The sequence below is a fragment of the Mycolicibacterium duvalii genome (assembly GCF_010726645.1).
GTDB classification, from domain to species: Bacteria; Actinomycetota; Actinomycetes; order Mycobacteriales; family Mycobacteriaceae; genus Mycobacterium; species Mycobacterium duvalii.
Genome location: NZ_AP022563.1, coordinates 5073712 through 5091312, shown reverse-complemented (window position 1 = coordinate 5091312; position 17601 = coordinate 5073712). Strand labels below are relative to the sequence as shown.

The following is a 17601-nucleotide window of genomic DNA, read 5'->3' as shown; positions in this document are numbered from 1 at the left end:
GTAATGAAAACCATTTTCAACAAGCTGGCCCCGGTCACGGCTCCGCTAGTCGCGCGCGGTGTGGATTTCAGCTATCCGCAGACGCCGGTCTTCCGCGACCTCACAGTCGCCCTGTCCCCCGGGCGATTCCACGTGCTCGCAGGATCGAACGGCTCCGGCAAATCGACGCTGCTCGCGTTGCTCGCGGGAGTGCTTCGGCCCCAGCGCGGGCTCGTCGAGGTCGGTACCCGCAACATCGCGTTCGCCGTGCAGCGCAGTGCGGTGACCGACAGCTTTCCCATCACCGCTGGTGAGGCGGTGATGATGGGACGCTGGCGACAGCTCGGCCTGTGGCACCGGCCCCGAAGTGCCGACCGCGATGTCGTCGACCACTGGCTGTCGGCGCTGGATCTTGACACGCTGCGCAACCACACCCTGGGCGAGTTGTCGGGCGGTCAGCGCCAACGCGTGCTGCTGGCGCAGACTTTCGCGCAGCAGGCCCCGCTGCTGCTGCTGGATGAACCCACCACCGGCCTCGACGTCGCATCGGCGACACGGGTGAGGACGATTCTGCGGCGTCTGACCGACGGCGGCGCGACGGTCGTCGCTGCCACACACGACGCGCTTGTCATCGACGCGGCGGACTGCCGTCACGACCTCGACGAACTCGGCAATGACCGAGTGCTTCGGCCCTCGGACAATTCCCCGAATGCGGGTCACGTCGGGGACGCAGATCGAACCTCCGCGTGACCGGTACAGTTTCTGAGTGCCATCCGGGCTCGTTCAGCCGGGGTCGTCGCGCCCCAGATTCCGTGGGGTTCCGCCGTTTCCAGCGCATGCTCCAGACACTGGCGCCGGACGCCACAGGCCAGGCAGATCTGTTTGGCGCGTTCTTCGCACGCCCGCCTGCCCGCGCCGCGGTGTTGTTCGGATACGAAGAACAGATCGGTGGGCAGGCTTGCACAGCGCGCATGTCGTCGCCAACGCCACGTCTCTGCGTGTGCGGACAATTCTAAGCGGGTCACTGGTCGTTACCGGAGGTCCGCGACCCAAAGCGGCGGCGAAACTTCTCGACCTGCCCCGCGGCGTCGACGATCCGCCGGCTGCCGGTCCAGAACGGGTGCATCCCCGGTTTCATCTCGCCTCCGCTGTTCGTTATTGAAAATCGTTTCCATTAGTACCGGATCGCGCCAGCCGGTGGCAAGACCGGCGCATTACGCTGGTGAGGGTGGACACCCCGACCGTCGACCTCAACGCCGATCTCGGCGAGGGCTTCGGCGTGTGGCAGATCGGCGACGACGACGCCATGCTCGACATCGTCACCAGCGCCAATGTCGCGTGCGGTTTTCACGCCGGTGACGCCGCGACGCTGGCCCGCACCTGCCGGGCCGCGACCGAGCGCGGCGTACGCATCGGGGCGCAGGTGGCCTACCGAGACCTGGCCGGGTTCGGCCGCCGCTTCATCGACGTCGCACCCGACGAACTGACCGCAGACGTGATCTACCAGATCGGCGCGCTGCAGGCGCTGGCGCGGGCCGCCGGCTCCACCGTGACGTACGTCAAACCGCATGGCGCGCTGTACAACGCGATCGTCGACCACGAAGAACAGGCGCAGGCCGTCGCCGCCGCGGTACATGCGACCGACCCCGGCCTCGCGGTGCTCGGCCTGGCCGGTTCGGCCTTTCTGAACGCCGCCGAACGGCTTGGACTACGCACCATCCCCGAAGCATTCGCCGACCGCGCCTATACCCCCGATGGCCGGCTGGTGTCGCGGCGTGAACCGGGCGCGGTGCTCGACGACGCCGACGAGATCAGCCACCGCGTCGCGTCGATGGTTCGGGACGGCACGGTCACCGCCGTCGACGGAACCGCCATCAAGATCCACGTCGAATCGGTGTGCGTGCACGGGGACTCCCCGGGCGCGGTACAGATCGCCACCGCCGTGCGGCGCCGATTGATCGCCGACGGGATCGCCGTGGCGCCGTTCGGCTGACCGTCGGGCATGATGTGCGTCGATGTCCTCCTCACTGCGCGACGTGCTGGCCACGCTGAACCTGCGGCGCGCCGGCGACAACCGGTTCATCGGTGAGCAGCTGCCCGCCCCGTTCAACCACATTCTCGGAGGCCATATCTCAGCCCAGGCGCTGCTGGCTGCCGGCCTGACCACGACAGACCGCCGGATCCACAGCATGCACACCTACTTCCTGCGCCCCGGTGATGCACGCCGTCCGGTCGACTTCGAGGTGGTGAGCCTGCAACAGGGCCGCACCTTCTCCGCGCGCCGGGTCACCGCCCGCCAGGACGACGAGGTGCTGCTGGAGGCGATGGCGTCGTTCAAGCACGACACCGCCGACGACACGTACTACCAGCCGCCGATGCCCGCCGTCACCGCACCCGAGTCGTTGCCCAGCGGCCCGACGCATTCGGCCGAGGACACCGACGGTGGGCGCGGCCAGTGGGCCAGCCTGCGCTGGTTCGAGCGGCGCGTCGTCGACACCGACACCGCACCGCCGGCGCCGTCGCGGATATGGTGGCGGCCCGACGGCGAAGTTCCCGCCGAACCGGTGGTACACACCGCACTGGTGGCCTACCTGTCCGCGGTGACGCTGACCGAGCCGGCGTTCGCGGCACGGGGGGCACTGGGCGCGTCCGCGCAGCGCGACCACTCGGTGTGGTTCCACCGGCCGGCCCGGTTGTCGGACTGGATGTTCTACGACCAGAGCTCACCGAGCAGCGTCGACCGCGTCGCGCTGGCCAGCGGACGGATGTACAACCGCAACGGCGAACTGGTCTGCACCGTCCGCCAGGAGATGTATTTCCCGTGATCCTGCGCCGGCCCGACCTGCACGCCTACACAGTGCGTTTCGACGTGCCCGCCGCGACGGCCGGCTCGTCGGTCACGGTGTCGTGGGCCGGGGTGACGACGCTGCTGGTCGATGACGGTCAGTCGGCGGTGCTGACCGACGGATTCTTCTCCCGCCCGAACCTCGTGACCGTCGCGACGCGCCGGTTGACGTCCTCGCTGCCGCGCATCCAGACCGCGCTGTCCCGGCTGGGAGTGCAGCGGCTCGATGCGGTCACCCCGGTGCACACGCACTACGACCACGCGCTGGACTCCGCGGTGGTGGCCGAACGCACCGGCGCCCGGCTCATCGGCGGCGAATCGGCGGCGCACCTCGGCCGCGGTCACGGGTGGCCGCACGTCGAGGTGGTCACACCCGGGCAGCCGGTACCGGTGGGCAATTTCGAGTTGACCCTGATCGAGGGCGCGCACTGTCCCCCCGATCGGTTCCCCGGCCCGATCACCGCACCGATCCACCCGCCGGCGCGGGTGTCGGCCTACCGGTGCGGCGAGGCCTGGTCGACGCTGGTTCGTCACCGCCCCACCGGCCGGCGGCTGCTCATCGTCGGAAGCGCCGGATACGTGGCCGGTGCGCTGGCCGGCCAGCGCGCCGACGTGGTGTATCTCGGGGTCGGGCAACTCGGCCGCCAACCGCTCGACTACCTGAAGGCCTACTGGCAGGAGACCGTGCGCACGGTCGGCGCGCGGCGGGTGGTGCTGATCCACTGGGACGACTTCTTCCGCCCGCTGCACGAGCCGTTGCGCGCCTTGCCGCGCGCCGTCGACGACCTCGACGTGTCGATGCGGGTGCTGTCCGGCCTCGCTGAGACCGACGGAGTCGCGCTGCATCTGCCGACCCTGTGGCAGCGCAGCGATCCATGGCGCTGATCGTCGCGCTGGCCGCGCTGGCTGCGGTGCTCGTGTTCGCGCTGGTGAGGCCGCGGGGCTGGCCCGAAGCCGTCGTCGCTGTTCCCGCCGCGGGTGTCGTCGTGGCCGTCGACGCGGTGTCTTGGGCCGACGCGACAGCGGAGATTCGCAGTCTGGCACCGGTGGTCGGCTTCCTGGCCGCCATCCTGGTACTGGCCCGACTGTGCGACGACGAGGGACTGTTCCGCGCCGCGGGCGCGTTCATGGCCCACATGGCCGACGGCAGCCAGCACCGGCTGTTCGGCTCGGTGTTCGCGGTGGCGGCCGCGGTGACCGCGGTGCTCAGTCTGGACGCCACCGTGGTGCTGCTGACGCCGGTGGTGCTGGCCACCGCCCGGCTGCTGCGGGTGCCGCCCCGCGCGCACGCCTACGCCACCGCGCACCTGGCCAACAGCGCGTCGCTGCTGTTGCCGGTGTCGAACCTGACCAACCTGTTGGCGTTCACCGCCGCCGGGTTGACGTTCCTGCAGTTCGCCGCGGCGATGGCGGTGCCCTGGTTGATCGCCATAGCAGTCGAATTCGCGCTGCTGCGTTGGCTTTTCGCTGCAGACCTGACCACCACCCCGCGCCGGCCGGCTGCGGACGAGCCGGTACGGCCGCCCCGCTTCGCTGTCGCGGTGCTCGCCCTGACGCTGGCCGGGTTCGCGGTGACGTCGCTGTTCGGCCTGTCCCCTGGCTGGGCGGCGCTGGCCGGGGCACTGACCCTCGGCGCCCGCGGGCTGGCGGCGCGCGGCACCACGCTGCCCAGAATAGCCGCCGCGCTGGATCTTCCGTTCCTGGTCTTCGTCCTGTGCCTTGGTGTGGTAGTCGAGGCGGTGATGCGCAACGGCCTGGAAACCGCGATGCGGCAGGTGGTTCCGGCCGGGACCAGCCTGCCCGCGCTGCTGGGCATCGCCGCGGTCGCGGCGGTGTTGTCCAATGTCGTCAACAATCTGCCGGCGGTGCTGGTGATGCTGCCGCTGGTCGGTGCCGCCGGGCCGGTGGCGGTGCTCGCGGTGCTGGTCGGCGTCAACGTGGGACCGAACCTGACCTACCTCGGGTCACTGGCGAACCTGTTGTGGCGCCGGGTTCTTCGCCGGGATGTGGGAGACCGGGCCGACGAGGGCTTCACCGAATTCAGCCGGATCGGACTCTGCACCGCGCCCGCAGTCCTGGTCGCCGCGGTGACCGGCCTGTGGGCGGGCTGTCGGCTGCTGGGGCTCTAGGTCCGGCGCTGGCGGGCGATCTCGGCGAGCACGACGCCCGCGGCGACCGATGCGTTGAGCGACTCCGTCGGCCCGGCCATCGGGATCGACACCACCGCGTCGCAGTTCTCCCGCACCAGCCGGGACAGCCCCTTTCCTTCCGAACCCACCACCACCACGATCGGGCCGGTGCCGTCGAGGTCGTCGACGGTGGTGTCGCCGTCGGCGTCGAGTCCGACGATCTGCAATCCGGAATCGGCCCACTGCTTGAGGGTGCGGTTGAGGTTGGTCGCCCGCGCCACCGGAACCCGTGCGGCCGCACCGGCACTGGTGCGCCACGCCACCGCGGTCACCGACGCCGAGCGGCGCTGTGGGATCAGCACCCCGTGGCCCCCGAAGGCGGCCACCGAGCGCACGATCGCGCCGAGATTCCGCGGATCGGAGATGTTGTCCAGCGCGACGAGCAGTGCCGGCGCGCCCTCCTGGCGGACCTCGGCGAGCACGTCGTCGGGGTGGGCGTAGTCGTACGGCGGAACCTGCAGCGCGATGCCCTGATGCATGCCGTTGGCGGCGATGCGGTCGAGGTCGTGGCGCGGCACCTCCAGGATCGAGATGCCCTTGTCGGCGGCGATCTGTACGGATTCCGTGAGCCGCTCGTCGGCGTCGGTGCCCAGCGCGACGTAGAGCGCGGTGGCGGGGACCCCGGCGCGCAGACACTCGATGACCGGGTTGCGGCCCAGCACGATCTCGGTCTCGTCGGTTTTCTTGGGCCGACCCTGCTGACGGCGAGCCTCTTTCGCGGCGCGTTTGGCCGCCGGGTGGTGCGGCCGCTTGTGCGCCGGAGGTGTCGCGCCCCGGCCTTCGAGCCCGCGACGGCGCACCCCGCCGGAGCCGACGGTGGGTCCCTTCTTGGTGCCCTCTTTGCGCACTGCGCCGCGGCGTTTCGAGTTGCCTGCCACTACTTGTCCGATCCGTCGAGGAGAGACCACTGGGGACCGTCGGCGGTGTCGGTGACCTCGATGCCGGCTGCCTTGAGACGGTCGCGGATGGCGTCGGCCTCGGCCCAGTCCCGCCGGGCGCGGGCGTCCTCGCGGCGTTTGACCTCCGCGTGCACCAGCACGTCGACCGCTGCCAGCGCCGCCGACGTCTCGTCGCGCGACTCCCAGCGCTCGTCGAGGGGGTCAGCGCCGAGGATGCCCATCATCGCCCGGATCGACATCGCGCGGGTCAGCGCGGTGTCGTGATCGCCCGCATCGAGCGCCCGGTTACCGTCGGCGCGCGCCGCGTGCACCTCGGCCAGCGCGATCGGCACCGACAGATCGTCGTCCAGCGCCGCAGCGAACGTCGGTGTCCATTGGCCCGGCGCCACCGCACCGACGCGGGTGCGGACCCGGTGCAGGAAGTCCTCGATGCCGGTGTAGGCGCGCGCCGCGTCCTGTAGCGCGGTCTCGGAGAATTCGAGCATCGAGCGGTAGTGCGCACTGCCCAGGTAGTAGCGCAGCTCGGCGGCACGCACCCGCTGCAGCACCGCCGGGATGGCCAGCACGTTGCCGAGCGACTTGCTCATCTTCTCGCCGCCCATCGTGACCCAGCCGTTGTGCAGCCAGAACCGGGCGAAACCGTCGCCGGCGCCCTCGGCCTGGGCGATCTCGTTCTCATGGTGCGGGAAGACCAGGTCCATACCGCCGGCGTGAATGTCGAACTCGGCGCCCAGGTAGGCCTCGCACATCGCGACGCATTCGGTGTGCCAGCCGGGCCGTCCCCGGCCCCATGGTGTCGGCCAGGACGGCTCCCCGGGCTTGGCGGCCTTCCACAGCGTGAAATCCCGCTCGTCGCGCTTACCCTTGGCCACTCCCTCGCCCTGGTGCACGTCGTCGATGCGGTGACCGGACAGCTTGCCGTAGTCGGACAGGCTCAGCACATCGAAGTACACATCGCCGGCGCCGGACCCGGAGCCGGTGTAGGCGTGTCCGCGCTCGATCAACCGCTCGATCAGTTCGACCATCTGGGTGATGTGTCCGGTGGCGCGGGGCTCGGCCGACGGCGGCAGCACGCCCAGCGCGTCGTAGGCCGCCGCGAACGCCCGCTCGTAGGTGGCCGCCCACTCCCACCAGGGCCGACCCGCATCGGCGGCCTTGGTGAGGATCTTGTCGTCGATGTCGGTGACATTGCGGATGAACGCGACGTCGAGACCCTTGGCGGTGAGCCAGCGGCGCAGCACGTCGAAGGCGACACCGCTGCGCACGTGGCCGATGTGCGGAAGTCCCTGCACGGTGGCGCCGCACAGATAGATCGAGGCATGTCCCGGGCGCAGTGGGACGAAGTCGCGCACGGCACCCGCCATGGTGTCGTAAAGCCGCATTCCTGTGGCGGGGCCGTCGGTCACGACGTGCCAGCTTACCGACACTATTGCGCGGCGATGACCAGTGCCGTGGCGATCGCGGCCAATCCCTCGCCGCGCCCGGTCAGGCCGAGACCGTCGGTGGTGGTCGCCGACACCGATACCGGTGCGCCCACCAGTCCGGAGAGCAGTTCCTGCGCCTCGGCGCGCCGCGGACCGATCTTGGGTCGGTTGCCGATGACCTGGACCGAGGCATTGCCGACCCGGAACCCGCGGTCGGTGAGCAGGGCGTGCACGTGGCGAAGCATGTCGGCTCCGCTCACGCCACGCCACTGCGGTTGATCCGTCCCGAAGACGTCGCCGATGTCGCCCAGCCCGGCCGCAGCCAGAAGGGCGTCACACAATGCGTGCGCCGCGACGTCTCCGTCGGAATGTCCGGCGCAGCCGTCTGCACCGTCGAAAAGCAGACCGAGCAGCCAGCACGGTCGACCGGCTTCGATCGGGTGGACATCGGTGCCCAGCCCGATTCTGGGCAGCACGGTCAGGATGCGGCGGCCAGAACCTCGTCGAGAATGGTCGAGGCCTTGGCGTCGTCGGTGTTCTCGGCCAGCGCGAGTTCACCGACCAGAATCTGGCGGGCCTTGGCGAGCATCCGCTTCTCACCGGCGGACAGGCCGCGCTCCTGGTCCCGCCGCCACAGGTCGCGCACGACCTCGGCAACCTTGTTCACATCACCTGAGGCCAGCTTCTCGAGGTTGGCCTTGTACCGGCGCGACCAGTTGGTCGGCTCCTCGGTGTGGGGTGCCCGCAGCACCTGGAAAACCTTGTCGAGACCCTCCTGCCCGACCACGTCACGGACGCCGACGTATTCCGCGTTGTCGGCAGGTACCCGAACGGTGAGATCGCCCTGCGCAACCTTCAAGACGAGGTATTCCTTCTGCTCGCCTTTAATGGTCCGGGTTTCGATCGCCTCGATCAACGCAGCACCGTGGTGTGGATAGACAACGGTGTCTCCGACCTTGAAAATCATCAGTTTCGAGCCCCTTTCACCCCTCGATGTTAACACGCGCCGCTGCCGGGGGCGGATCAACGATGCAGGTCAGGGGCACAGTCGAGCGATGTTAGGGGTTGACACACCGCCGAATCCGTGCAAGGCGCACCCGGCTTCGGCCCTGCGCTACCGCTGGGAATCGGCACCTACTACTCTGCATAGTCGAACCAAAGCAACCGGCACGCGAGTCGCCTTGTCGGCTGAGCAGGAGGCCTTTCGACAGTGATCCCCATGAAACGGCGCACCAGTTTTGCAGGCCGGTCCGTCGCCGCGCTTGCCGCGGGCGGTGTGGTGCTCTCGGCGGCCCTCAGCGGCTGCGGCGCGGGCCAGGTCTCGCAGACCGCCACCCAGGAGGCGGCGATCAACGGGGTCAACGCCACGCTCGGCGAGATCGCCCTGCGCAACGTGCACATCTTCGCCACCCAGACCAGTGCCGCGATTCAGGCCGGCCGTGACGTGGAGCTGGTCTTCGTGGTCACCAACCAGTCCACCGACACCCCCGACAGGCTGGTGTCGGTGTCCACCGACATCGGCGATGTCGAGGTAACCGGCAACAAGGAGGTGCCCGCGGGCGGCGCACTGGTCGTCGGCACCCCGGATGGTCAGCCGACCCCGCTGGAAGCGGTCGAACCCGCCGAGACCGCCGAGGCGACCGTCTCGTTGAACAAGCCGATCACCAATGGTCTGACCTACGACTTCACCTTCACGTTCGAGCGGGCCGGCGCCGCCGTGGTGGCCGTACCGATCTCGGCCGGGGAGGCGCCGCGGCGCGACTTCGAGGCCGGCACCGGGGCACCCGGGGGCCACTGACCCCCCTCCCGGGCCGCGCCTGACCTGATCTGTCGGCGCCGCCGGTTACGGTCAGCAGGTGGTCCGGGCCAATTCGAAAGTTCGTTCGCAGCACCGCTGCTCCGAGTGTCACCACGTCACGCCCAAGTGGGTGGGCCGGTGCCCGGAGTGCGGCACCTGGGGCACCGTCGACGAAGTCGCGCTGACCGCGATCGGCGGGACCGCCACCCGGCGCGCCGTGGCCCCGGCGTCGCCGGCGGTGCCGATCAGCTCCATCGACCCGGGCCGCACGCGTCACTTCGCCACCGGCATCAGTGAGCTCGACCGCGTCCTCGGCGGCGGGGTGGTGCCCGGCTCGGTGACCCTGCTGGCCGGGGATCCGGGGGTCGGAAAATCGACGCTGCTGCTGGAGGTCGCGCACCGCTGGGCGAGGTCCGGCCGTCGGGCGCTGTACCTGTCCGGCGAGGAGTCCGCGGGACAGATCCGGTTGCGGGCCGAGCGCACCGGCTGCACGCACGACGAGGTTTATCTGGCCGCCGAGGCCGATCTGCAGACCGCGCTGGGCCACATCGACGTGGTGCGGCCGTCGCTGGTGGTGGTGGACTCGGTGCAGACCCTGTCCACCACCGAGGTCGACGGCGTCACCGGCGGCGTCACCCAGGTGCGTGCGGTCACCACGGCGCTGACCATGACCGCCAAGACGACGGGCGTGGCGATGCTGCTGGTCGGCCACGTCACCAAGGACGGTGCGATCGCCGGTCCACGGTCGTTGGAACATCTGGTGGACGTGGTGCTGCACTTCGAAGGCGACCGCGCCTCGGCGCTGCGGATGGTGCGCGGCGTCAAGAACCGGTTCGGCGCCGCCGACGAGGTCGGGTGTTTCCTGTTGCACGACAACGGGATCGAGTGCGTGTCGGATCCTTCGGGGCTGTTCCTCGACCAGCGGCCCAAAGCGGTGTCCGGCACCGCGGTCACGGTCACCCTCGACGGCAAGCGCCCGATGATCGGTGAGGTGCAGGCACTGATCGGCGCGCCCGCCAGCGGCACCCCGCGCCGGGCGGTCAGCGGGATCGACTCGTCGCGGGCGGCGATGATCACCGCGGTGCTGGAGAAACGCGCGCGGCTGCCCGTGGGTACCAACGACATCTACTTGTCCACCGTGGGCGGGATGCGACTGACCGACTCGTCCTCCGATCTCGCCGTCGCACTGTCGATCGCTTCGGCCTACATCGATCTGCCGCTGCCGGCCACCGCGGTCGCGATCGGCGAGGTCGGCCTGGCCGGCGATCTGCGCCGGGTGACCGGGATGGACCGGCGGCTCGCCGAGGCGGCCCGGCTGGGGTTCACCACCGCGATCGTGCCGGCCGGGGTGGCCGCCGCGCCGGCCGGACTGCGTACCGTCGCCGCCGACGACATCACCTCGGCATTGCAGGCACTGCGCCGGATCGGCCAGAATGACGCGAGCTGAGAGGGGCCGGGCCCGGCCGGCCCGAGCAGATCGTGGAGAGAACATGGCCGTGAAATCGTCGGCGAGCCGCACGGCGCGCACGGTCGTGCCGATGACCCGGCCCACGCTGCGGGAGACGATCGCCAGGCTGGCGCCCGGAACACCGCTGCGCGACGGCCTGGAACGCATCCTGCGCGGCCGAACGGGTGCGCTGATAGTGATCGGCTACGACGACAGCGTGGAAGCGATCTGCGACGGCGGCTTCGAGCTGGACGTGCGCTACGCGCCGACGCGGTTGCGCGAGCTGTCCAAGATGGACGGCGCGGTCGTGCTGAGCAGCGACGGCAGCCGGATCCTGCGGGCCAACGTGCAACTGGTGCCCGATCCGTCCATTCCCACCGAGGAGTCCGGCACCCGGCACCGCTCCGCCGAGCGCACCGCCATCCAGACCGGTTATCCGGTGATCTCGGTCAGCCACTCGATGAGCATCGTCACCGTCTACGTCGCCGGTGAGCGCCACGTGGTGCCCGACTCGGCCACCATCCTGTCGCGCGCCAACCAGACCATCGGCACGCTGGAGCGCTACAAGACCCGGCTAGACGAGGTGAGCCGGCAGCTCTCCACCGCCGAGATCGAGGACTTCGTGACGCTGCGCGACGTGATGACCGTCGTCCAGCGCCTCGAGATGGTGCGCCGCATCAGCCTCGAGATCGACGCGCATGTCGTCGAGCTCGGCACCGACGGGCGCCAGCTCAAACTGCAGCTCGACGAGCTCGTGGGCGACAACGAGACCGACCGTGAACTGATCGTGCGCGACTACCACGCCAACCCCGACCCCCCGACGGCCGCCCAGGTCAGCGCCACGCTGGAGGAGCTGGACACGCTCTCGGACAACGAGTTGCTCGACTTCACGGTGCTGGCAAGGGTTTTCGGTTATCCGTCGACGGCCGAGGCCCAGGATTCGGCGATGAGCTCCCGCGGCTACCGGGCGATGGCGGGCATCCCGCGGCTGCAGTTCGCCCACGTCGACCTGCTCGTCCGTAGTTTCGGGTCGCTGCAGGGTCTGCTGGCCGCCAGCGCCAGCGATCTGCAGTCAGTGGAGGGCATCGGCTCGATGTGGGCGCGCCACATCCGCGAGGGGTTGTCGCAGCTGGCCGAATCGACGATCGCCGACCGGCTCGCCTGACTCAGCCGACCGGGCCCGGCACCGGCAGGTGCGGCGTGCCGTCGGCAGGGGGCACCACCGCGCCGTCGGCCAGCGTGAACGGCACCGTGGCCGATCGAAGGTTGCCGAGCTGGACGACGAGGTTGTAGGTGCCCGCACCGATCGGCTGGCGCGGCAGCGGGCAGTTCGGCGCCGAGCTCATGCCGGTCCAGGTCACCTCGGTGGTGACCTGCTCACCCGGCTGGAAGGTCTTGATCAGCGTCTCGTTGGACGGTGCGCAGTCCAGGTTGCTCCACAGCCGCTGGTTGTCCAGCGAGTAGACGTAGGCGGCCAGCACCGCGGCCCCGACGTCACGCTTGCAGGCCACCAGGCCGATGTTGGTGACGACCATCGTGAACTTCGGCTGATCGCCGACGACGTACTGCGGCTCGTTGGTGATGCCCTTGACCGCCAGCGTGGAGTCGGGGCAGTCGTCGCCCTCCTTGAGGATCGGCGGGGGCACCACGGCCGCCGTCGGAGTCGGCGTGGGTGGCGGCGCCTGCTGCGCGGGCGGCTGGATCGGCGACTTGACCTCGGGATCCTGCCCCGGCAGGGGCGGCGGGGCGACCTCGCCGTTGGGCGCGGGTGCCTCGTTGGCGGTGGGCTGCTCGTTGCTGGTGCTGTTCGACACGACGACCGCGATGACCGCAGCGATGATCCCGATGACGAGCACCGCGACGCCGAGCGCCAGCGCCCTGCGCCGCCAGTAGATCTGGGTGGGCAGCGGGCCCTGCGGTTCTAGATCCAGCACGAGACCACGGTAAAGCCAGGTCGCGCCGCGTTGTCCGAGGCTGACCGGCGTGTCGCCGCCGAGGTGTCAGTCCTCGCCGATGTCGCCGATGTGGTCGCGCAGCACCACCTGCCCGTCGGACAGGTGGTAGGTCAGGCCGGCGATCGCGAGGTTGCCGGCGGCGACGGCTTCATTGATGACCGTCGACCGGCTCAAAAGCTGTTTGCCAGTCTCGGTGACGTGGCGGGCCTCGAACTCGTCGACCCGGGACAACCCGTCCCGGCGGCCCATCAGGATCGACGGTGTCACGCGTTCGACCACGTCACGGATGTACCCGTCGGGCACGGCGCCGTCGTCGAGCGCCGAGATCGTCGCCCCGACGGCGCCGCAGCTGTCGTGGCCGAGCACCACGATCAACGGGACGTCGAGAATGGCCACGGCGTACTCGATGGAACCGAGCACCGCGCTGTCGATGACGTGGCCGGCCGTGCGCACCACGAACATGTCGCCCAGGCCCTGGTCGAAGATGATCTCCGCGGCGACGCGACTGTCGGCGCAGCCGAACACGACCGCGGTCGGTTTCTGCGCTGCGGCCAGGCTCGCCCGGTGCTCGATGCTCTGACTGGGATGCTCGGCCTTGCCGGCCACGAAGCGCTCGTTACCCTCTTTGAGTGCTTTCCAGGCGGTCAGTGGGCTGGTGTTCGGCATGGTCGTCATTGTGCACCAGCGAGACCCGATGATCGATCCCGACCAGCTGATCCGTTGGTATGCGCGGGCCCAGCGAGATCTGCCGTGGCGGCGTCCGGGGGTGTCGGCGTGGCAGATCATGGTCAGCGAGTTCATGCTGCAGCAGACGCCGGTGTCGAGGGTCGAGCCGATCTGGCGCGACTGGGTGACCCGGTGGCCGACTCCGTCGGCGACCGCCGCGGCCGGCGCCGCCGACGTGTTGCGGGCGTGGGGAAAGCTCGGCTACCCGCGGCGGGCGAAGCGGCTGCACGAGTGCGCGACGGTGATCGCCGCCGAGCACGAGGACGTGGTGCCCGACGATGTCGACACCCTGCTGGCGCTGCCCGGGATCGGGGCCTACACCGCGCGCGCGGTGGCGTGCTTCGCCTACCGACAACGGGTTCCGGTGGTCGACACCAACGTCCGGCGCGTGGTGGCCCGGGCGGTGCACGGCCGCGCCGACGCCGGCGCCGCCTCGGTGCGCGACCTCGCCGACGTCGAGGCGCTGTTGCCCGAACATGGCGCGGCGCCGGTCTTCTCGGTCGCCCTGATGGAGCTGGGCGCGACCGTGTGCACCGCCCGCAGCCCCCGCTGCGGCGCCTGCCCGTTGAGCCACTGTGCTTGGCGCGCAGCCGGATTCCCGGCGGGAACGCTGCCGGCGAAACGGGTGCAGCGCTACGCCGGCACCGACCGCCAGGCCCGTGGTCGCTTACTGGATGTGTTGCGCGGCAGCCCGACTCCGGTCACGCGGGGTCAATTGGACCTGGCCTGGACCGTCGACCCCGCCCAGCGGGACCGCGCGCTGGACTCGCTGCTCGTCGACGGGCTGGTCGAGCAGACGCCGGCGGGCCTGTTCGCGTTGTGCGGCGAGGGCGAGGCTCACGCCGATTCGGCGCACTCGGCCTCGGCGGTGACCGCGGCGAAACGCCGGCGGTAATCCGACGGGGTGACCCCGACGACGCGGCGGAAGTGGTGCCGCAACAGCGTCGCGGTGCCGAAGCCGCTGCGCTCGGCGATGCGGTCGATGTCCAGCGTCGTGCCTTCCAGCAGCCGGCGCGCGAACAGCACGCGCTGATCGGTCACCCACTGCATCGGGGTGCGGCCCGTCTCCTCGACGAACCGGCGGGCGAAGGTACGGCTGGACATGTGCGCGCGCCGCGCCAGCGAGGTCACCGAGTGCGGCTTGTCGAGATTGGCCAGGATCCAGTCCAGGTGCGGCGCGAAACGATCCGAGCCGCGCGCCGGGATCGGCTGCTCGATGTACTGGCGCTGGCCGCCGTCCCGCTGCGGCGGCACGACCATGCGCCGCGCGATGGTGTTGGTGACCTCGCTGCCCATCTCCCGGCGCACCAGGTGCAGGCATGCGTCGATCCCGGCGGCCGTGCCGGCGCTGGTGATCAGGTTGCCGTCGTCGACGAACAACACGTTGCGGTCGACCTTGGCGGTCGGAAAGCGGCGAGCCAGTTCATCGGCGTGCATCCAGTGGGTGGTACACGGCCGGCCGTCGAGCAGGCCGGCGGCACCCGCGACGAACGCACCCGAGCACACCGTCAGGATGGTCGACCCCGACGCCGCGGCCCGGCGGACCGCGTCGAGTGCGGCGGGGTCGTAGTCGTCGGAGCCGATCGCCGGGATCGCCACCAGGTCGGCGCCGATCAGGTCGGCGAAGCCGTGGTCGGGGGTCAGGGTCGCCCGCACCGAAGTCCGCAGCGGCCGGCCCGGTTCGGGTCCGCACACCTTGAAGTCGAAGTTCGGCACTCGGTCGGCGGACCGGTCGATGCCGAACACCTCGCAGATGACGCCGAACTCGAACATCGCGACGTCATCGAGCACCAGCGCCGAGACGGTGCTTATCGCCATGGCGGAACTTTATCGACAACGGGCCTTGCTGCCACCTGATTTTTTTCCTCACGCGCGACGGGCGGACGTGGAGAGGAACGCTTCGACGGCCTGCCGGTATTTCTCCGGAGCGTCGTCGTGGATCAGATGGCCCGCGTCGGGCACCCGGACATAGGTCGCCCGCGGCCCGGCCTGCTGCGCCATCGTCGACATCTGTCCGGGCGGGGCCACCGAGTTGCCGGCCTCGAGCAGCAGCGTCGGCGCCGTCACCGACTGCCACTGCGCCCAGTAGTCGCGCACACCCCACTGTGCGGCGATCTCGATCCACTTTCCGGTGTCGCCGTGCAGCCGCCAGCCCGTGGCGGTGCGGTCGAAAGCCTCCAGGAAGTACCGGCCGGCGACCGGGCCGAACTCCTGGTACACCTGCTCGGCCGTGCTGAACTCGACCGGCAGCGCGTGCAGCCACGGCTCCCACGGCCCGGTGGTACGGCCGCGGAAATCCGGCGCCATGTCCTCGACGACGACGGCGTCGACCAGCTCGGGGTGCGCGGCCGCCAGGCACCAGGAATGCAGCGCCCCCATCGAGTGGCCGATCATGATCGCCGGCTCCCCCAGGCCGGTCACCGCGTTCCGCAGATCCTCGACGAACCGCTCGGTGCTGACGGGGTGGTCGTCGCGCACCTCCCGGCCCCGGTGCCACGGCGCGTCGTAGGTGAACACCCGCCCCAGTCGCGTCAGCCACGGCAGTTGACGCGACCAGGTGGACCCGCGCCCCATCAGCCCGTGCACCAGGACCAGCGGTCGGCCGGTACCGCCGCGGGCGGTCAGCAGATCCATACGGCTCATCATGCCGAGGATCATTCCGGGCCACGCGGTAGCCTGAAAACCATGGCTGTAGTCAAGATCAACGCGATCGAGGTCCCGCCCGACGCCGGGCCCGAGCTGGAGAAGCGCTTCGCCCACCGGGCCCACGCGGTGGACAACCAGCCCGGCTTCCTCGGCTTCCAGCTGCTGCGTCCGATCAAGGGCGAGAACCGCTACTTCGTGGTGACCCAGTGGGAGTCCGAAGAGGCGTTCCAGGCGTGGGCCTCCGGACCGGCCGTCGAGGCGCACGCGGGCGAGCGCAAGAACCCCGTCGCCACCGGCGCGTCGTTGCTGGAATTCGAGGTCGTGCTCGACGTTGCAGGTCCAGACACCACGGCGTGAGGCAGGGGCGCGACGCCGCACGGCCACGCTGACGGTCGCGCTGGCGCTCGTCGTCGCCCTTGCCGGTGGGTGTGCCGCCACCCGGCCCGCGCCGGCCGAAGCGGCCTACGGTGCACCCATCGCGATCAACACCCCGCAGGGTCTGCGCGCCAAGCAGACGATGGACATGCTCAACAGCGACTGGCCGATCGGCGAAGTCGGTGTCCGCACCCTGGCTGCGCCGGAGATCGTCGAGCACGTCGGCGTCACGCTGGACCGGATGTGGTGGGACCGGCCGTTCACCGTGCGCGACGTCGAGGTCGGCGCCGGCAACGCGACCCTGCACATCACCACGTCCTACGGGGTGCAGCAGACGATCGACCTGCGCACCGACGACACCACCAGCCTGGTCGACCGCTTCCACGTCAGCCTGGTCAAGCCGGAGATCGGCCAGTGGTCCGACGTCGACGCCGCGCTCACCTCGTCCGGGGCGCGCTACTCGTATCAGGTCGCCAAGGTCGTCGACGGCAGCTGCGAGAAGGTCGCCGGCACCAACACCGAACAGTCGCTGCCGCTGGCCTCGATCTTCAAGCTCTACGTGCTGCTCGCGGTGGCCGACGCGATCAAGGCCGGCGACGCGGCATGGGACGACACGCTGACCATCACCAAGGAGGCCAAGGCGGTCGGCTCGTCCGGTTTCGACAAGCTGCCACCGGGAGCCACCGTCACCGTGCGCCAGGCCGCCCAGCAGATGATCTCGGCCAGCGACAACATGGCCACCGACCTGCTGATCGGCCACCTCGGTCCGGGCGCGGTGGAACGCGCCCTGGTGACCGCGGGACACCACGACCCGGCCAGCATGACGCCGTTTCCGACCATGCACGAGCTGTTCTCGGTCGGCTGGGGGAAACCGGACGTGCGCGACCAGTGGAAGCAGGCGTCCCCGCAGAAGCGGGCGCAGCTGCTCCAGCAGGTCAAGTCCCGGCCCTACGAGCCCGACCCGGAACGCACCCATGTGCCGGCGTCGACCATCGGCGCCGAGTGGTACGCCAGCGCATCGGACATCTGCCGCCTGCACGCGGCGCTGCAGGAGGCCGCGGTCGGCGAGGCCGCGCCGGTCACCGAGATCCTGTCGGCGATCCCCGGCATCGATCTGAACCGGAAGACCTGGCCCTACATCGGCGCCAAGGCCGGCAACCTGCCCGGTGACCTGACCTTCAGCTGGTATGCGGTGGACAAGACCGGCCAGCCGTGGGTCGTCAGCCTGCAGTCCAACTGGCCGGAGTACCGCAGCCAGACCGCCGCCGCGTGGCTGTTGTCCATGGCCGAGCAGATGTTCGGTCTGATCGAGCCCTGA

The 17601-nt window shown here is 70.1% G+C and carries 20 protein-coding genes and 1 pseudogene; 11 read left to right on the top strand and 10 right to left on the bottom strand.

Annotation, left to right across the window (positions count from 1 at the left end; translation table 11 throughout):
• Positions 1-3: 3 nt before the first annotated feature.
• Positions 4-729 (top strand): zinc ABC transporter ATP-binding protein AztA, encoded by a 726-nt coding sequence (aztA, locus tag G6N31_RS24160; RefSeq protein ID WP_098005005.1) that lies wholly within the window; start codon positions 4-6, stop codon positions 727-729.
• On the opposite strand, the gene G6N31_RS24155 is transcribed toward aztA, so the two are convergent.
• Both G6N31_RS24155 and rpmE read right to left on the bottom strand, forming a co-directional pair.
• A complete protein-coding gene (locus G6N31_RS24155; RefSeq protein ID WP_234815434.1) occupies positions 696-1004 on the bottom strand; it encodes a WhiB family transcriptional regulator in 309 nt (102 codons plus the stop codon). The two genes, aztA and G6N31_RS24155, sit on opposite strands and share 34 nt — an antisense overlap.
• A pseudogene (gene rpmE, locus G6N31_RS24150) lies at positions 1001-1105 on the bottom strand (50S ribosomal protein L31); the annotation flags it as partial. The pseudogene rpmE and the gene G6N31_RS24155, both read right to left, overlap by 4 nt.
• A 102-nt stretch (positions 1106-1207) precedes the next feature.
• On the opposite strand from rpmE, the gene G6N31_RS24145 reads away from it, so the two are divergent.
• Genes G6N31_RS24145 through G6N31_RS24130 form a run of 4 tightly spaced genes read left to right on the top strand, consistent with a single transcriptional unit; the run spans position 1208 to position 4953 of the window.
• Positions 1208-1972 (top strand): LamB/YcsF family protein, encoded by a 765-nt coding sequence (locus G6N31_RS24145; protein ID WP_098005007.1) that lies wholly within the window; start codon positions 1208-1210, stop codon positions 1970-1972.
• Between the two features lie 22 nt (positions 1973-1994).
• Complete coding sequence (locus G6N31_RS24140; protein WP_098005008.1) at positions 1995-2804, top strand: acyl-CoA thioesterase; 810 nt, start codon at positions 1995-1997, stop codon at positions 2802-2804.
• Positions 2801-3709: an MBL fold metallo-hydrolase gene (locus G6N31_RS24135; protein WP_098005009.1), complete on the top strand. Its 909-nt coding sequence runs from the start codon at positions 2801-2803 to the stop codon at positions 3707-3709. Before G6N31_RS24140 ends, G6N31_RS24135 begins: the two co-directional genes overlap by 4 nt.
• A complete protein-coding gene (locus G6N31_RS24130; protein WP_098005010.1) occupies positions 3700-4953 on the top strand; it encodes an SLC13 family permease in 1254 nt (417 codons plus the stop codon). Before G6N31_RS24135 ends, G6N31_RS24130 begins: the two co-directional genes overlap by 10 nt.
• Here G6N31_RS24130 and rlmB read toward each other — a convergent pair.
• Genes rlmB through carD form a run of 4 tightly spaced genes read right to left on the bottom strand, consistent with a single transcriptional unit; the run spans position 4950 to position 8303 of the window.
• Entirely contained in the window at positions 4950-5891 is a 942-nt protein-coding gene (rlmB, locus tag G6N31_RS24125; RefSeq protein WP_098005011.1) for a 23S rRNA (guanosine(2251)-2'-O)-methyltransferase RlmB, read from the bottom strand. The genes G6N31_RS24130 and rlmB overlap by 4 nt on opposite strands.
• Positions 5891-7294, bottom strand: a complete 1404-nt coding sequence (gene cysS, locus G6N31_RS24120) for a cysteine--tRNA ligase (protein WP_098005012.1) — start codon at positions 7292-7294, stop codon at positions 5891-5893. The genes rlmB and cysS overlap by 1 nt, the downstream gene beginning before the upstream one ends.
• Positions 7295-7338: 44 nt before the next feature.
• Positions 7339-7812 (bottom strand): 2-C-methyl-D-erythritol 2,4-cyclodiphosphate synthase, encoded by a 474-nt coding sequence (gene ispF / locus G6N31_RS24115; RefSeq protein ID WP_179964233.1) that lies wholly within the window; start codon positions 7810-7812, stop codon positions 7339-7341.
• 2 nt (positions 7813-7814) lie between these two features.
• The gene (gene carD / locus G6N31_RS24110) at positions 7815-8303 is read right to left on the bottom strand and encodes an RNA polymerase-binding transcription factor CarD (RefSeq protein WP_011892341.1); all 489 of its coding nucleotides are present in this window, start codon (positions 8301-8303) and stop codon (positions 7815-7817) included.
• A 252-nt stretch (positions 8304-8555) separates the two neighbouring features.
• On the opposite strand from carD, the gene G6N31_RS24105 reads away from it, so the two are divergent.
• From G6N31_RS24105 to disA, 3 genes are read left to right on the top strand one after another with little or no spacing between them, the layout of a single operon-like run.
• Positions 8556-9134: a copper chaperone PCu(A)C domain-containing protein gene (locus G6N31_RS24105; RefSeq protein WP_098005014.1), complete on the top strand. Its 579-nt coding sequence runs from the start codon at positions 8556-8558 to the stop codon at positions 9132-9134.
• 58 nt (positions 9135-9192) lie between these two features.
• Complete coding sequence (gene radA, locus G6N31_RS24100) at positions 9193-10581, top strand: DNA repair protein RadA (RefSeq protein WP_098005015.1); 1389 nt, start codon at positions 9193-9195, stop codon at positions 10579-10581.
• A gap of 43 nt (positions 10582-10624) precedes the next feature.
• Positions 10625-11746: a DNA integrity scanning diadenylate cyclase DisA gene (gene disA / locus G6N31_RS24095; RefSeq protein ID WP_098005016.1), complete on the top strand. Its 1122-nt coding sequence runs from the start codon at positions 10625-10627 to the stop codon at positions 11744-11746.
• Between the two features lies 1 nt (position 11747).
• Here the strand turns inward: disA and G6N31_RS24090 are convergent, their stop codons facing one another.
• Both G6N31_RS24090 and G6N31_RS24085 read right to left on the bottom strand, forming a co-directional pair.
• Complete coding sequence (locus G6N31_RS24090; protein WP_163722353.1) at positions 11748-12515, bottom strand: hypothetical protein; 768 nt, start codon at positions 12513-12515, stop codon at positions 11748-11750.
• A 66-nt stretch (positions 12516-12581) separates the two neighbouring features.
• Complete coding sequence (locus G6N31_RS24085; protein WP_098005017.1) at positions 12582-13202, bottom strand: carbonic anhydrase; 621 nt, start codon at positions 13200-13202, stop codon at positions 12582-12584.
• Positions 13203-13230: 28 nt separating this feature from the next.
• On the opposite strand from G6N31_RS24085, the gene G6N31_RS24080 reads away from it, so the two are divergent.
• Positions 13231-14157: an iron-sulfur binding domain-containing protein gene (locus G6N31_RS24080; protein WP_098005051.1), complete on the top strand. Its 927-nt coding sequence runs from the start codon at positions 13231-13233 to the stop codon at positions 14155-14157.
• On the opposite strand, the gene G6N31_RS24075 is transcribed toward G6N31_RS24080, so the two are convergent.
• Together G6N31_RS24075 and G6N31_RS24070 are read right to left on the bottom strand one after the other, a co-directional pair.
• Positions 14100-15080 carry a GlxA family transcriptional regulator gene (locus tag G6N31_RS24075; protein WP_098005018.1) on the bottom strand — a complete coding sequence of 327 codons (981 nt, stop codon included), beginning with the start codon at positions 15078-15080 and terminating at the stop codon, positions 14100-14102. The genes G6N31_RS24080 and G6N31_RS24075 overlap by 58 nt on opposite strands.
• A 48-nt stretch (positions 15081-15128) precedes the next feature.
• Positions 15129-15896 (bottom strand): alpha/beta fold hydrolase, encoded by a 768-nt coding sequence (locus G6N31_RS24070; protein ID WP_098005019.1) that lies wholly within the window; start codon positions 15894-15896, stop codon positions 15129-15131.
• 51 nt (positions 15897-15947) lie between these two features.
• Here G6N31_RS24070 and mhuD point away from each other — a divergent pair, with 51 nt between their 5' ends.
• Together mhuD and G6N31_RS24060 are read left to right on the top strand one after the other, a co-directional pair.
• Positions 15948-16265, top strand: a complete 318-nt coding sequence (gene mhuD, locus G6N31_RS24065; protein WP_098005020.1) for a mycobilin-forming heme oxygenase MhuD — start codon at positions 15948-15950, stop codon at positions 16263-16265.
• Positions 16240-17601: a serine hydrolase gene (locus tag G6N31_RS24060; RefSeq protein WP_098005021.1), complete on the top strand. Its 1362-nt coding sequence runs from the start codon at positions 16240-16242 to the stop codon at positions 17599-17601. Before mhuD ends, G6N31_RS24060 begins: the two co-directional genes overlap by 26 nt.